This window comes from Mesorhizobium sp. WSM3866 (assembly GCF_002294795.1).
Taxonomy (GTDB): Bacteria; Pseudomonadota; Alphaproteobacteria; order Rhizobiales; family Rhizobiaceae; genus Mesorhizobium.
In genome coordinates, this window is record NZ_NSGC01000009.1 from 303,042 (window position 1) to 317,988 (window position 14,947).

At 58.9% G+C, this 14,947-nt stretch carries 12 protein-coding genes and 3 pseudogenes; 8 read left to right on the forward strand and 7 right to left on the reverse strand.

All coding sequences use genetic code 11. The annotated features are described in order from the left end of the window. Nucleotides 1-900: 900 nt before the first annotated feature. From CK222_RS21935 to CK222_RS21950, 3 genes are all read right to left on the reverse strand, one after another. Complete coding sequence (locus CK222_RS21935; RefSeq protein WP_095801806.1) at nt 901-2,481, reverse strand: hypothetical protein; 1,581 nt, start codon at nt 2,479-2,481, stop codon at nt 901-903. Nucleotides 2,482-3,215: 734 nt separating this feature from the next. Then, nucleotides 3,216-4,145: a hypothetical protein gene (locus CK222_RS21945; RefSeq protein WP_095801808.1), complete on the reverse strand. Its 930-nt coding sequence runs from the start codon at nt 4,143-4,145 to the stop codon at nt 3,216-3,218. Then, nucleotides 4,142-4,939, reverse strand: a complete 798-nt coding sequence (locus tag CK222_RS21950; protein ID WP_095801809.1) for a HipA family kinase — start codon at nt 4,937-4,939, stop codon at nt 4,142-4,144. Before CK222_RS21950 ends, CK222_RS21945 begins: the two co-directional genes overlap by 4 nt. Before the next feature lie 294 nt (nt 4,940-5,233). Between CK222_RS21950 and CK222_RS21960 the strand changes: the two genes are divergently transcribed. Beyond that, nucleotides 5,234-5,965, forward strand: coding sequence for a hypothetical protein (locus CK222_RS21960; protein WP_176477704.1), 732 nt, complete (start codon nt 5,234-5,236; stop codon nt 5,963-5,965). Nucleotides 5,966-6,074: 109 nt separating this feature from the next. Here the strand turns inward: CK222_RS21960 and CK222_RS21965 are convergent, their stop codons facing one another. Beyond that, nucleotides 6,075-7,019 (reverse strand): hypothetical protein, encoded by a 945-nt coding sequence (locus CK222_RS21965; RefSeq protein WP_176477684.1) that lies wholly within the window; start codon nt 7,017-7,019, stop codon nt 6,075-6,077. A 6-nt stretch (nt 7,020-7,025) separates the two neighbouring features. Continuing rightward, a pseudogene (locus CK222_RS32985) lies at nt 7,026-7,070 on the reverse strand (hypothetical protein); the annotation flags it as partial. Nucleotides 7,071-7,266: 196 nt separating this feature from the next. Between CK222_RS32985 and CK222_RS21970 the strand changes: the two are divergent. Then, on the forward strand, nt 7,267-7,986 hold the full coding sequence (locus CK222_RS21970; protein WP_095801844.1) for a recombinase family protein: 720 nt from the start codon (nt 7,267-7,269) through the stop codon (nt 7,984-7,986). A 1,034-nt stretch (nt 7,987-9,020) separates the two neighbouring features. Further along, complete coding sequence (locus tag CK222_RS21980) at nt 9,021-9,299, forward strand: hypothetical protein (RefSeq protein WP_095801812.1); 279 nt, start codon at nt 9,021-9,023, stop codon at nt 9,297-9,299. Between the two features lie 61 nt (nt 9,300-9,360). Here the strand turns inward: CK222_RS21980 and CK222_RS32990 are convergent, their stop codons facing one another. Continuing rightward, complete coding sequence (locus CK222_RS32990) at nt 9,361-9,654, reverse strand: PilZ domain-containing protein (protein ID WP_095801813.1); 294 nt, start codon at nt 9,652-9,654, stop codon at nt 9,361-9,363. Between the two features lie 493 nt (nt 9,655-10,147). Between CK222_RS32990 and CK222_RS21990 the strand changes: the two are divergent. Both CK222_RS21990 and CK222_RS21995 read left to right on the forward strand, forming a co-directional pair. Beyond that, nucleotides 10,148-10,440, forward strand: a pseudogene (locus CK222_RS21990) (DUF763 domain-containing protein); the annotation flags it as partial. Between the two features lie 265 nt (nt 10,441-10,705). Then, nucleotides 10,706-11,110 (forward strand): MucR family transcriptional regulator, encoded by a 405-nt coding sequence (locus tag CK222_RS21995; protein ID WP_095801814.1) that lies wholly within the window; start codon nt 10,706-10,708, stop codon nt 11,108-11,110. Between the two features lie 528 nt (nt 11,111-11,638). Here CK222_RS21995 and CK222_RS22000 read toward each other — a convergent pair. After that, nucleotides 11,639-11,854, reverse strand: a complete 216-nt coding sequence (locus tag CK222_RS22000; RefSeq protein WP_095801815.1) for a DUF768 domain-containing protein — start codon at nt 11,852-11,854, stop codon at nt 11,639-11,641. A gap of 449 nt (nt 11,855-12,303) precedes the next feature. Here CK222_RS22000 and CK222_RS22005 point away from each other — a divergent pair, with 449 nt between their 5' ends. From CK222_RS22005 to CK222_RS22020, 3 genes and pseudogenes are all read left to right on the forward strand, one after another. After that, complete coding sequence (locus CK222_RS22005) at nt 12,304-12,750, forward strand: MucR family transcriptional regulator (RefSeq protein ID WP_095801816.1); 447 nt, start codon at nt 12,304-12,306, stop codon at nt 12,748-12,750. A gap of 305 nt (nt 12,751-13,055) precedes the next feature. Then, nucleotides 13,056-13,550 (forward strand): response regulator transcription factor, encoded by a 495-nt coding sequence (locus CK222_RS22010; RefSeq protein WP_095801817.1) that lies wholly within the window; start codon nt 13,056-13,058, stop codon nt 13,548-13,550. A 710-nt stretch (nt 13,551-14,260) separates the two neighbouring features. Beyond that, nucleotides 14,261-14,947: pseudogene (locus tag CK222_RS22020) on the forward strand (hypothetical protein); the annotation flags it as partial.

Here is a 14,947-nt window from a genome sequence, read left to right on the forward strand (position 1 = left end):
TGGAGGCGACCATGAATTAGGCGGCGAAAACCGCCCTAAACAGAAAACTTTGTCGATTAGCGCCAGGTGTACATGCATCTGGCGCGCCACCATCACGGCAACACCTAAGTGGGCTGCAACTCACTGACCAGCTTTCGTAGCTACCCTCTTGCAGGAGGATGAGAAGGCCGGTGTTGCTCTGATGATGGCGTGAGGGCTATCGTGAATGAGATCGGCGGTTATCCGCCAACGAGGGTGGCGCGGTTCAATTCCGCCTCGCTGACCGAGATCAGGTGAGTAAATACGGTTCGAATCCGTTTCCTTCGAAAGAAGGTTCTTTGCCGCCGTGGAGGCGTGGGTCGGGCAGTCGGGAAAGACCGGCAAGACTTGGCCCGCCGTCAGTCATGTGAGGCGGGGTGCGAGCCCCCGGCGCCGTTCGCGGCGACATAGCAGGCGCATCAACCGGGCGGGCCAAGTCGACTTCTCCCCATCGGCGTTCCTGCCTTAAGGGCAGCAAATGCGATAGGTCTTAACTCGCCTGTGGACTCATTTTTCCCGAAATGTTGACTAGCGTCGCGTAAGTTATTGATTTCGTTGTCGATTAAAATCCCTCCTCCGCTACCACCCTCAAAGTCCAAACAATTCTCCGGCCCCTCTTGGCTTCCTGGAAGCCCAGCGTTTGTGGGATGTGAAGCCGAAAGCTGGGGAGAGCGAAAACAATTTTCCTACTCAAACTGCTCTCCGAATGTCCATCATTCTCCGAACCTGGGGAGTAGCTTCAAAAAATCCCCAGGTTTTGACACAACAATATCAATGCTTTAGCGCCTGCCTTGCTGCGGGCAGTTTTGCGTTTCGCTCGCCTGTCAAACAAGCCACAACTAGACCATCGCCAGGTCCTGGTTGCGACATCAACCTGGACCGTCAGACTGGCGCAAGCACACCTGGTTGGGAAGGAGTGGGAGGGAAGTTCAGTTGGACGGTGCCCCCTGGACCGACAAAGGGGTCCTGAAGGGTTACGTCTATCACCGGTACGCCATTGAATTTGACCTCGACCCGCCGTGGCCTCCAGGTCGTTCCATGGGGCTCCGCGACTTTTCCCGCCAAGGGATCCTGCCCTACGCGGAGATAGACGGCCGTTATATCCTCCAGTCTTAGTTGGTCGAGCGTATCGATTGAAGAAAGCGTCGTTGTCGCCGGCTCAAAGTCCGGTGCGATCTTGCGGACTAAGCTCACGCCCTGAATGTCCGGAAAGTAATAGGGGAAGTTAAGGACATATTCGCGCGTCTTCTTCGGCAGGTTCTGCTTCTGCGTTTCGACCATAAGCGAGATGTCCGGAGTTAACTTTGCTTCGGAGAGGCGGGCGGTCACGATTGTCAAAAAGATTGCGTCGATATCCAGATGGCCGATATCAGCGAGAAGGGAGCCAGGACCGCGAAGCCCAAACCTCCGTAGTATAACATCGAGGGTTTGGCTCGGCTGGATGGCGGCTCTCGCGGGACCTTGGGGGCGTGTTGCCTTGATCTTCGAGACGACGCTCAGGTGCTCCTGATACCGTCGGGTGGCAATACTGGCATAGCCGGCGGCACCCGAAGCGTTCGGATGCAGGAAAGAGGCGATGAGTGCTCGCTGTATTCGGTGGATCTCCGACTGCAGCCCGCCGACTATTTCCGCTCTCGTATTGGTGTTGCCAGGGTTGCTCTTAAACCTGGTCATGGCCGCAATGAGGGACGCAGGGCCACCGTCGGCCTTTAGATCCTTGAGCAGGTTGTCGAAGCTGGACGTAGCCCCCGCCGTTGTCCTTGCGACGGCGTACCACACCTTCTGCATATCCTTCAGCAGGTCGGCTCGCGGACACCGCTTCTCCCGATCAGCCTGTGCGGGATCGGTGGCGGGGTGTTTGTAGTCGGCGGCAACCTTCGGGTTGTTCGCGAAGGCCGAGCTGCCGCGGTCGATTGCCGAAGGAACAAACAGCACACCCGCCCCCCTAAGGGCATCATTTCGATTGGCCTCTGTAACGGCTGCCCGCATCCAGTGTTGGGCGCGGCTAGCTGCCCACACGGATCGAATCTTGCCCTCTCGAATGGCGGCCTCGACGTCTACGAAATTGAAGGCTTTGTTGATCCACCAGCCGAAGTCGTCATTCAGCTCATGCTTGAAAAAGCTGCGTATCTTGCTGACATGGGAGGAATACGAGATTGGAGCGAAGTAGCCGAAGAGCATAATAATGGCCTTCGGGCACTTCGAGCGGACTCGGGCGATGCTCTGCAGAGTTTCGGCATAGGCAATGGAAGCGATCTCACCTTCGAACCGTTGGAGAAACTGGCCAGGAAAATCGCGCGGGTTGATGACCGCATCAAAACCGATGTCGTTCGCTCCGCCGGTCAAAAGAGCCACGTCTATCTTTTTCCCAAGGTCACTTTTTACCGTTTCGACTTGCCAGGCAATGGTGGGAAACGTTGCGGGTACCTCGCCGTAGAGTTTTTCAGCGGGGGCTCTCATCATCGCCTGACCTGAAGCGGCGTCGCGACGTCTCGTCCGCGAAGAGGCCCGCAAAGGCGTCGATAAATGCCTCTCGCGGATCCTTAGTCTGGTCAGCGCTCGGACGCGCGAGCAGCTGGGCCCCGGATCGCGACCGATCAACCACAATACTCGCTGTCTTGCCGTGGTGCCTGCCCAGTGCGCTGGCGATGAGGTTCTTGAACTTCTCGGCGTTGCGCAGGCCTTGTCCCCACATCAGGGAATCTCCGAAGGCTGCGATACGCAGCGGCTCAGGTCTTGCGACCGTCTGTCCACCAGGAACTGCACCCGGATTTGGTCGAGGGATTACGGTCCGTGCCATCGCTCGCTCACCTGCATACCATCGAGTGCTGCATCCTTGAGCCGCGCGTTGGAGCGGTCAAGCAAAGGACCGCAGTCGGAGTCGCCGGGCAATTGTCTTTCAACACGCTGCTACCTCAAAACTTACGAGAATGGCGATTGGTCGAAGACTGGGACAGCGTTCTTGCACCCGCAGTATGGTTCCCGCCCGCCGATAATCGAGATTCCAAAAGAAACCCCAGTCGACATCCGGAGACCGATCGAAGCAGCGTTCGGACTGTTCTCCACTGACGCAGCGGAGGCCATGCGGGATTCCTTCTCTGCAATCTGGGGCGATAAGGGCGGAGCGGCTAACTGGCTCAGAATCAGCGTCGAACGCATTCTGGAAGCCGGCACCAGTAGTGTCAGACGAGGCGTTCCTAAGCCGCCTCTAGCCGCATGAGGTGCTCACCGATTTCCGCAACTGAAGGTAACGCCCGGAGCCGCAGTTCCTCCTGATCGGCCTGCGCTTCAAGAGCCTCTAGTGCGTCATTGATGTTGGCGCGCTGCTTCGTCGAAACCTGTGGATCGCCCTTGGGAGGCGCTTGTAGAATCATCTCGTGCTGGCGAAGGAGCATCGGGCTGTGCTCACGATCGCGCTCAACCTTCAAATCCCACAGCCGCCGCTTGATGAGGTTTACCGACCCCGCGATACTACCCGCTTGAAGCGTCCCGAAGTTGGCGACGAGGCGTGAACCCGAAAAGTCGATCACTATTTCGTGGCTGCGCCCTGCCGTGCGCCGCTTGCGACCCCCGCGGAGATCGTTGCTGAAAAACCGAGCCAGGCCTTCCCGCCGCTCCGTCACATAGCCGAGAACGAGGAGTGGCAGGCGGTCACCGCCGCTCTCGCCGGGCCCGTCCAACGCTTCATCGAGTTCCGGCCCTGCCTCGTCTGCATCCTGGGCAACCTCCCGGTAGAGCGATGACAGGGTGAGCATCCAGCTTGCGCCTATCTTCTGCAAGCTCTCGCCCTCTGCCTCGCGGCTCTCGCCAATGACGACTCCCGACGTGGCGGGCTTTGGGTCCGTCAGGGCCTGAAGTGCCCTTGTCGCGAGATCCTGCCGCAGGTGCTCCGCCGTGAGCTGAATCGCATAGACGGCGCCGTAGGCATCGTCCGAGTAGAGGCAACGCAGGCGGTCAAGTGCGTTTGCGAGTTCGAGGTGAAAACCATCGTCAGAGACAACCGCCACGCCGATGACCAGTCTTTCATAGGATCCAGCGATAGGCTCAAGCAGCACCGGCGCCCAGCGAGCGCGGACGCTGCGCTTGAAGGCAGGGAAAGCTGCCGTGTTGAGTCTTTGATCCGTCATACCAGTGTTGGAACTCCTAGCGCGCGGTTGGCATGAACGGGTACCTTATCCGTCCGCTCTCTCAGAAACTTCTCGACGGCAACGACATAGGCTGAAGGCAGTATTGCCTCGATGCGGCTCCTACGCCGGGACTCGGCCACGTCGATGGACGCGATGACCTCCGAGAACTTCGCTGCCTCCGAAGACCGCTTTCGCTTTTGATCGAGCGTGAAGTGGCCCGTCAGCCATTCGGACAAGCGGTTGCGATAATCGGCGTCAGGGTCGAGGTCGCTCGGTTCCCATGCTGGTCCTGAGAAGCAATGGCCGTGGTCGATCAGCCACATCTCCTTCTTGCCGCCGAACAATAGGTTGCCAGGATGGCGGTCAATATTCGCTATCCACGCATCGAAGGCGTAGAGATGGCCGAGGTCGCCCCATTCCAGTATGTCGCGGAGAAGCTGCTGTTGCTCGTCGACGCTCGCCCCGGTCGCGCGGAATGTGATGTTGGGCACCTTCACTTCCACGCTCGCGAACACGAGCCGGTTACCATCCTGCAGTTGTGGCGCTTTCGCCACCGGCAGATCGGAGCCACGAACGAGGGCGAGATAGACGTCTGGCGTCGGAAGGCTTGCCGCACGGGCGAGGACGGAAGTCAGCACCTCGTTCGATAGCTGCTTCTGATCGAGGTCTTTGAGGATGGCACCTCTGACCGTCCCATCGGCGAGCAGCACCTGTCCACGGAACGTGTCGTTGACATTCCCTTCCTTGAACCCCTTTGCGCCCGGAAGCACAGTTGCCAGTTGGATTTCGGACATGCACTCGGCTCTAACCCATCGGCCGGCAAGCTATTTGCAATGACGCCCGGTGTCGAGTGCTCTGCAAGCGAACGTGCGATGGGCCTGAACGTCGGCTTTGTAGACGCCGTTTCCCGTCGGGAATGGCCGCTTTCGGTCAAAACCCGGACTACAGCATTAGCCGCTACCGGGCCGTTGGCGCTCCCACTCCACGGCAAACCCGCGCACCAGCGGCTGCAATTGCATCGTCGGAGGCTGGCGACCATCGAGGATCGCTTCAATTAGGTCAGGCGCTAGCAGCGTAAGTCGCAGCATATGACCGACAAACGATCGATCGAGTCCTTTGGCGGCGGCAAGTTCGGAGACCGTAGCAAACCTACAAACATCCAATTGATGCTTCCAATCAAATGCCTGCACTATGCGACCGTACTGACCGGCGCCTACTATGCTGCCTCACTGACGGCCGCCCGTTCTGAAGGCCGCATCGGCAAGGTGGCTCGGGACCCCCTCCTCCCGATCAAGGCTTTCTGGGACATCGGCGTCCGGGATGCGACTGCTATCTGGATCGTGCAGTATGTCGGGCGCGAGATCCGAGTGCTCGACTACTACGAGGCAGTGCGGCAACCGTTGGCCACGCACCTGGAGTGGCTCCGATCGAAGGGCTATGGAAGTGCCGAATGTTTCCTGCCGCACGACGCTTCGCAAGAGGACGCGCTCACTGCCATCCGCTTCGAGGATCATATCCGCTCTGCAGGCTTTGACGTCACCACGGTGCCCAACCAGGGCAAGGGGGCGGCACTGAAGCGCGTCGAGGCAACCCGCCGTCTCTTCCCGGCATTCTGGTTCAACGAGCCCACCTGCTCGCCCGGGCTCGATGCTCTGGGCTGGTATCACGAGAAGTACGACGAAGCGCGCAACATCGGCCTCGGCCCCGAGCACGATTGGTCGAGCCACGGCGCCGACGCCTTCGGGCTGATCAGCGTGTCTTACGAGGAGCCGCGGAAGCCGCTCGCATACGAGCATCGTGATTTAAGCTGGGTCGTGTGATTGATCTGAACGGCGGTCGCTAGTGCGGCCAAAAGCACCAAGCCCTGAAGAGGGGAATCCTGGCCTAGACGGCGCGCGTCGTATCGGCTTGAGCGGCGTGGCCCGCATGTTAATTGGCTTCGTTTCCATCGTGACAAATCATGAAGGCGTCGGTGTCGATAACCGCGTCGGGCTCGGGGTGGAGGACCATCTTGTAGCGCGTATAGCGGTCTTGTAGCCCAAAGACATCTTTGTAGGTGATCTCTCCGATCACATACAGCTTGACCAAGTTATCTACGAGCATTTCGCGCGAGCTAAAACCGGTGTCGAACGAGACATGGGAAGAGGTGGATGAATCTTGGCTTGGCCCAAGGTCGTACCCTCGCTCATCGGAAACCTTTCGTTTGCCTCCTTTGGCTTCCCCCATGATCACGAAACTTACGGAAAGGTGATTGATGACGTTCCGGGCTGGAGTTTGCCCGAAGTTCTTATAATTGACGGTTATCGTTGGGGCAAAATCGTCGTTAGCGTGTTCGAGCTTTACGCTCGTAACATGAATGTAAGCTCGCAGTTGGCGTTCGGCGGTTTCCCGGGAGATGGAATTGGATTCTCTGGAAACTGCGAGCGTCCAGATAATTGCGCCAGCACCTACGAGCCCCAGTATTATCGAGACCTCGGTGAGAAACACCATGACTTGCGCAGCGTCCGCTGCGCTCTTTTGCGCCCGGCGGTCCTGCTCTTCATAATATTTGGAATCGTCTGGATTTTCGCGAGCTTCAAGCTTGCGGATATCGTCGCCGGTTGCCTGCCCAAAAGGCACGACATAGCCGTGGTCTTGCTCACTCTTTTTCAGATTGCCTTGCTGCTGTTCGGTGGAGCCGTATGGGTAATTGGTAGCTAGGTACCCATTCATGAACGCAAGCGAAGTCATAAAGACGAGCGCGAGGCCAAGTCCCGCTATTAGTCCAAGTGCAAGGTAGGAGAACCAATCGCCTTTAGGCATTGAACAAGAAACGCCGCCGTTGCCCCTAGAGAGCTTATTCCGCACGTTCAGTTCCTCCTCGTCAACGCCCATGGCATTCAGCCTTTCGACGAGTTGGGCGTAGGTCGCGCCCGTTCTCTTCAATCCAGCTGTCAGGAGGTTTTGCGCTACTTCCCATGTGACCGTTTAATCGGCAAGCCGACATAACAAGGGCCCCCCAACCAACGGCACGAGCACGGGTCATTTATCCGGCAATATCAACTGTGTAGTTGCTATGTGGCAGCTTGTGAGCACACTGCAAACGGTGGTTTGCAGTCTGAACACCAGCGGAGTTCCGGCGATGTCGAGCGCGGTTGCCTATTATCGCGTGTCAACGCAGCGACAGGGTCGTTCGGGTCTAGGTATCGAATCACAACGCGTAGCCATTGCTCGCTTCGCCGAAGCTGAACGCATTCGAATCATCCAGGAGTTTACCGAGGTCGAGACTGGCAAAGGTTCAGACGCTCTCGATCGACGCCCGCAGCTTGCAGCCGCCCTGTCCCAGGCACGCCAAGCAAAGTGCCCGGTCATCGTTGCCAAGCTCGACCGCCTGTCGCGCGACGTCGCATTCATCGCCGGCTTGATGGTTCAGCGCGTGCCGTTCATTGTTGCCGAACTCGGGGCTGACGCCGATCCTTTCATGCTACATCTCTATGCGGCGCTCGCCGAGAAAGAGCGGCGGCTGATCTCGGAACGCACCAAGGCCGCCCTCGCCTCTCGCAAGTCCATAGGCACCAGGCTTGGCAATCCGACGAATGCTGCCGAAGCTGCGGCCAAGGGGCGGCTGGTCTCGGTGGAGGGCGCGGATCGCTTCGCGCAGACTGTCCTACCAATCATCGGGTCCATTCAGCGCTCAGGCGTGACTAGCCTGCGCGGCATGGCAGTCGCTCTAAACAACCGAGGCGTTCGGACGGCCCGGGGCGGGCAGTGGCAGGTTTCGAACGTGCGCAACCTCCTTCGTCGATCAACGACTGATGAGGGGTGTTTTAATAGGCGGGAAATTGCCGCTACCATCGGGTAGTCCGGCCTCAGAGCCCGTCGTGGGGTTAGCGAGAAATCACCTTGCTCGACTTCCCGGTAGACGATCTTCAAAAGTTGGCAACTGCTTCCATGGCTACTATGGCGGCGCTCGATCGCTTCATTAAGCGGAGCGCAAGCGACGAAGGGCGAGGAACATGAAATGATTGCGTTGTTCGATAGCGATTGCAGCCTTGTCGCTTGGCTTCACGATAGTGGCAACATTTTCGACACGGGCTTGGAATTCGTCGCCTTTGTACGAGGCGGGAACGTATTTAGCGCTTCCAATCTGAGTTGGCTGGGCCCGATCGACTATACGACGCTGATGGATCGAGCTGGGCGACCTGTCACATTCGGAAGCGGCCATGCCCCAATGAGCCGGCCCGATCCATTGCAGCCCCTGAACCCGTTGAAACCCCTGAGGCCGCTGCGACCCCTGAAGCCTCTCACTCCACTCAATCCAATGACGCCACACGTGCCCCTAGGGGGCTGGTCGACTTTAAGTTTCGCGGAATATCTTGGCTCCGCCGGCCCGCCTCCGTGAAAACCCCATTAACCATCGAGACACCCTGGGCTGCCCTCCTACCCGCTATAGTGGTATAGTAGGCGTTCTCTCAGGGGGCTGGGCGAATGAACAACCAATCGCGGAAGACTGCGGTCGAAATCATCGGGGAAGTCAAAAAGCAGGCATTACGTCCGGATCATCGAAAATGGCGTTGTGAACATCAAGGCATTCGATTCCCACAGAGAAGCCGAGACTTTCGCCGCGAGCGAAAGGGCGCGGCTCGGAATTGTGCCATTTCGTTGATATCCAAAGGCGAAGCCCCCGTTACCCCGCAGCAAGACGGTACGCCTCGCTGAGATCGATAATAAGCGCGCCCTAGTTGAAGCGCCCGCATAGCCAAGTTGCGTGACTTTTCTGCCACTGGCGAAGCGCTGGCCCGATTAACCACACTTCCCGAGGGCTGAGGGTGCTCCCGAAACAAAATCCGGCCGAGGGCGTTCCTTCGGGAGTGTTTTTCAAATCCGTTGAGCCGCATGCCGATCTATCACTTTCATGTTGACAACGGCGAGTTCATTCCCGACGCGAACGGCGTCGAACTCCTGGATTTGGCCGCCGCTCAGGTCGAGGCAGTGCGCGCTGCGGGCGAAATGATCAATGAGGCAAAGCAGTCCTTCTGGAATCATCAGACGCCCTGGATCATGCATGTGACGGATGGCAGAAACCGCCTCTTGTTCACACTCCAGTTCGGGGCAAAGATTCCCTCGGGCGATGCCATTTACGTCCCAACAGCTGAAAAAGGCCCCGCCACATAGCGCCCCGGCTGATAACCCCGGCCAGCCCAGCCGCCGAACCCCGGCCTAGGGGCATCGCGGCTCAACCGTAATGAAACTTCGGCTTTGGCTCGGTACCCTCGAATTCGACGCCTACGCGGTCATTCTTGCGCCATCGAACAACAGTCCGGTAAGCGATCCCGTCGACTGGAACGTAGAGCAGAAAACGTGCTGGAATCTGAATGTCTGCGGCCAACCTCAGTTCGGCTCCTTGGGAGTGCTGATTGCGTAGAGAGCAGCTGATTTCCGAGTTTTGAAAACCCGTGATGATCGTTCCGCCCTTCAGCACGCGCGGGCGATGTTCTCGACGGGGACCGTCTGGAGGTGGGGATTCCATAGGCCTATAACGTGAATGGGCTTCCGGCGCTCCGCCCAGTCACAAACATTGGGCAGGCCGAGAGCCATCGGCCGGCAGCCCCAGCGGCGCAGCTTTGCCTCCCACTGTGCTCGGGAGAGCAGCCGGGACGCGATCACTGTGCTCAATGGACGCTGGCGACGTACTCTTTCGGGCCGGGAACAAAGCCAGTGGGAGCGTATAGGCGGGAAATTGCCGCTACCATCGGGTAGTCCGGCCTCAGACCCCATTTGCCCTCCCCCGTGGGGTTAGCGAGAAAGCACCTTGCTCGACTTCCCGGTAGACGATCTTCAAAAGTTGGCAACTGCTTCCATGGCTACTATGGCGGCGCTCGTTCGCTTCATTAAGCGGAGCGCAAGCGACGAAGGGCGAGGAGCATGAAATGATTGCGTTGTTCGATAGCGATTGCAGCCTTGTCGCTTGGCTTCACGATAGTGGCAACATCTTCGACACGGGCTTGGAATTCGTCGCCTTTGTGCGAGGCGGGAACGCATTTGGCGCTTTCTTGCATGGCGGGCGGGTCCCGAAATGGCTGGGCGATCGCATGACGAAGCTCGGCGCGGTGCTGTGCGAAGCCATCATCCATCATTATGGCCGCGACGAGCTTTTGCGCCGCCTCGCCCATCCCTTCTGGTGCCAGTCCTTCGGCGCCGTGATGGGCATGGACTGGCACTCCTCCGGCATGACCACTTCCGTCATCAGCGCGCTGAAGCGCGGGCTCACCCGATCGCCGGTGAGCTCGGCATCCATGCCTGTGGCGGGCGCGGGATGGCGCACTTCATCTTCGGCCGCAGATCCCACTCCATGGCGGGAGCGTCAGGGCCGAACCGATCGCGGAGCGCCGGCAGATCGAGCCTCTGATGACGATGGCAGTCCAGGCAGCCGCCCGTGACGGACATGCCCGCATCGATAAGCTCTTGAGGAGTCCAGCCGTCATGCTGGCGATGCAAGGCGGGCTCGGCCTTTTGGCTGGATTTCGTTTTATTAGCAGATGCGCTCAAATAGAGAGGTTGCCAGATAAAAGAGATTTCGCATGTCACTTGTGGACCTCACCGCCGACATCGTCTCCGCTTATGTTAGCAATAATCTCGTCTCGGTAACCGACTTGGCGGATTTGATCGCGTCGGTATATTACTCGCTCACTGGCGCAGCCCTGCTGCCAAAGCAGGAGCCTGCCGTCGACCCGGAGCGCTCGGTCTTCCCCGATCACATCGTCTGCCTCGAGGACGGGAAGAAGTTCAAGTCGCTGAAACGGCACCTGTCGACCGAACATGGCCTGACCCCCGATAAGTACCGCAACAAGTGGGGATTGAATCCAGAGTATCCGATGGTGGCGCCGAACTATGCGGAGCAGCGATCGGCGTTGGCGAAGGGGTTTGGCTTTCAGCGGAAGGCTGCAGCTAAGCCGGCGAAGAAGGCAACCAAGCGGAGAGCGTGAAGTGAAGGCCCTCTGGGCGGCGGGCAAGAGCCCGCTCGTGAGAGAAGGAGTGCGAGCGGGCTCCATGCTTTGCCTTTCAGGCGGCCCGGATAGAATGCCGGAACTACCCGTGCCGCCGAGGCCATATTCGCATCCCGTCGGGATGTTCCCAATTTAGACAGAAGGCGTAGAGAATGACGCTTTGGTCCCTACGCTGAAACCTTCGCCGCGGTCCATCATTTGATAGAGCCGGCGAGCGGTGACGGGGCCCCTATCGTCGGCGGCAGAGGAGTGATAGATGCCCGCCATTCGGTTGCCTGGAGTGGCCGGCATCGTCCTTTATCGGGACGCCGCGCCGTTCGCGATCGAGACGACGATGTTTGCTGTAACGGCGGACAGGCGGTCACGCTAGACCAGGGTAGGCTTTTCATACATGCGCTTCATTGGCGAATCCCCCTTTGTTGAACTTGGCCCGCCATCTGGCGAGCGCAGCAGCGCGCCGTTATTTAAAAATGATGTAGGCCCTTGGAGTGACATCTATTCGCCGTCTTAGGGGGCCGAGCCGCCCCTACGGCGCTCCATCGCTTCACTCAGAAGGCGAAACACGCTGTCGATCTCCTCGTATATTTCTTCGGGCGCGATGCCCACAGTCCTGGCAGAATCCACGAGTTCAAGGACGAGATCGGCAATGGCCGCTTGGTCGCTCACTTTCGGCAGATGTTCTGCAATCCATCTGTCCAGAAACTCCAAAGCGCGCGCGCTCATGGTCGAGGAAAAGCCGACCGCGATCTTAGGTTCCTTCCTATGAAATCCTGCAGCGTCGCATGGCGTGGGGTGTGTTCACCGCGAAGGAATTTCACGCGCCCGGTGATGCCTGGCTTCAGCCATTCCACATCATCGGCGAAGGCGCTCGGCCGCGCGCAGTCAATACCATCCGCCCTCCCCAGGCAGATACCCGATGAGGTCGCCGGCGAGATAATGCTGGCACTGCTTGAAGGCGCGATCCTGGTCCATAACATCCGCAACAACGTCCAAAATACCTTCGCCGCTACAATCGCGAATATGACCTGTTCAATTCCTGTCAGTGGATGCGCCGATTGCTGGCACGGAGCTTCGTCGGATCAGTCTACAGCGCTCCGTTGCACAAACGCTTCCATTGCGCCCCTGAGTTTCCTCCAATAGAGAGGCTTTGTCAGACAAAAGGGATCTCACGCATGATCGACCAAACCAACACCGATGCCACCGAACTCGTGGAGCTTACCGCCGACATAGTCTCGGCGTTCGTAAGCAACAATTCAGTCCCGGTTGCAGGCTTGGCGGACCTCATCTCGTCGGTTCACTCGTCATTATCAGGCCTTAGCCAGAGGTCGGCTGTGCCGGAAGCACAAGTCCCCGCTGTGAATCCCAAAAAGTCTGTGTTCCCGGACTACATCGTATGCCTGGAGGATGGGAAGAAGTTCAAATCGCTGAAGCGCCATCTTGCGCTCCACGGACTGACGCCCGACGAATACCGGGCCAGATGGGGATTGAAGCCCGATTATCCCATGGTGGCGCCGAACTACGCGGCTCAACGCTCTGAATTGGCGAAGGCCAGCGGGTTGGGGCGGAAGCCTGCCGCCAAGCCGGCAAACGGCAATGGCAAAAAACGTTCGACACGGTGACTGCGGAGCCTTCACCCGCGTCAACGAAGGCAGGGTGACCATCAACTTGGGTGTGCCCGCAGGTGTCGGCCGGCCTCGGCGACCTTCCGGCTCGACGTGGCGAAGTCGGAGACAGCGCTATCCATCCGCCTGCAGGACAATGGCAGTGGCCTACCAGGGCTGTCTGGTTCCCTCTCCCACAAACGCGTGTTCGAGGCAGGGCTCGGTTCTGCCTCGCTAAGGCGAAGAGCCATCGACCTCGGCGCCATCGTGCACCTCCACAGCTCACCTGAGGGTCTCGAGATCGATTTGAAGGTCCCGATCGGATGAGACGTCAACATGCCCCCACGACAATATTGCTTGCTGATGACCACCCGCGCGTACTGCGTGGCTTGGCGTCTTTGATCAATGGGAACCCGGACCTTGAAATCGTCGCCATCTCTACCGACGGCTCGACGGCTCTGGCGGAAATTCAAGAAAGCAGACCCGATATTGCGGTGATCGATCTGAATATGCCTGGCATGAGCGGGCTCGATATTCTGAAAGAAGTCAGGGCGGCAAGGCTGCCATCGCGCATTGTACTTCTAACGGCCGACATTAGCGACGCGGACATTATGGATGCCCTGTCGGCCGGGCTGGATGGGCTGAGTATGAAGAACGCCGCGCCTGACACCCTCATCGATTGCCTGCGCGAGGTGGCGGCCGGCCGCCGATGGCTTACCCGGACACGATTGTGGCAGCACTGGGCCGAGAAACCGAACGGCGCGACCGCGCCCGCATTCTGTTCAAGCCGCTCACGAAGCGAGAGCGGGAAATTGTAAGGCTGGCTAGCCGCGACCTGTCCAACAAAGAGATAGCACGGCACCTGAAGATATCCGAAGGCACTGTCAAGATTCACCTGAACAAGGTCTACTCCAAGCTGAGCGCGACGAACAGAACGTCCTTGCAGGCAGTAGTGGGCGAATACCTGGATTTGCTTTTTTGAAATCCTGAGGGCATCTGCCGATAGTCACGGACCCCAGCGCCAACAGCTATGGGCATCGCTCAGCGGCAGACCTTGCCAAGGCTCATTCAGCCAATCCGGACCTTCAGGATCACTCGAAGGAACAGCAGCTCATGTGGAGGTTACTATGCGGGCCTTCTGCGAGAGGCGGCCTGCGCTAGCGCCGGCCGGAAGCATCCAGCGACCGAACCCGCGAGATGGTCGCTTGGTCCCGGCGCTCTGGGGATTAAAACTCCTCGCACCAAAACACCGTTTTTATCTAGGCTATAGCGCGCGATGCTAAGCCATTTGTCTGACAAGGTGACCGTTGTGATGTGGCAGAATCGCCTGAAATAATACTAGAAATCAGCTTCCTCCACACCATCCTGTTCGGGTCATCGTGAAGCGCCGGCGCGCGCGGTTGAATGCGACCGTCGAGGCTGCATCGATCCAGGCCAAGGCTGGGCGCTTTGTCATGAGCGGCGAAGAAGACATGATATGTCCGAACGACTTTGGACATCTGGCGTTGGCGAAAGCCTTGGGGCCGACATGACTTGGTTCGGCTCCTGGTCCTCCGTAAAAGGCCTTCAGACGATCGCTGACGGGCCGGTCCCAACGGCCGGAACTGGCGTTCCGAAGGTCGATAAGCAGGACCATGACACGCCAAGGGTTTCAGCGACAGAGGAAGCTCCCGGCTCCGGCAACCTTGCCGCCGGAAACGACAAAAGCGTTCATAGCGATGGCGCGAATCAAGCCGCGACCGGGATCGATACCCTTATTGCGGCCTGCACCTCGACAGGCGGGATCAATGCCGGCCTGAATGGCCTTGCCGAAGCTGCAGCCAGAATTGGCATTCATCTCGACAGCACTCTTCCTGACAGCGTAACTGGCTATGGCTCGGGGCACCGTGCGGGCCTAGCAGACACCACCCACGAAGCCACCAGTGCCGGTACGGCATCCAACACCGGCACCGCGACGGCGAGCGCATTGACCGCCACCAGTGCCCTGGGGGCCGACCCGGTTTTCGAAACGCGGCTGGCGGCCGCGGGCGATGATGTCGAGGAGAAAGGTTCCGGCTCGATTTCGACCAATGTCGACGATCTGGAACTGGGCTTTGCCAGCACGACCCGCCAGACGGTCGGCCTACGCTTCACCGGCGTCGATATCCCGCAAGGCGCGATCATCACCAGCGCCTACATCCAGTTCCAGGCCAATGAGGTGAAGACCGGCGCGACC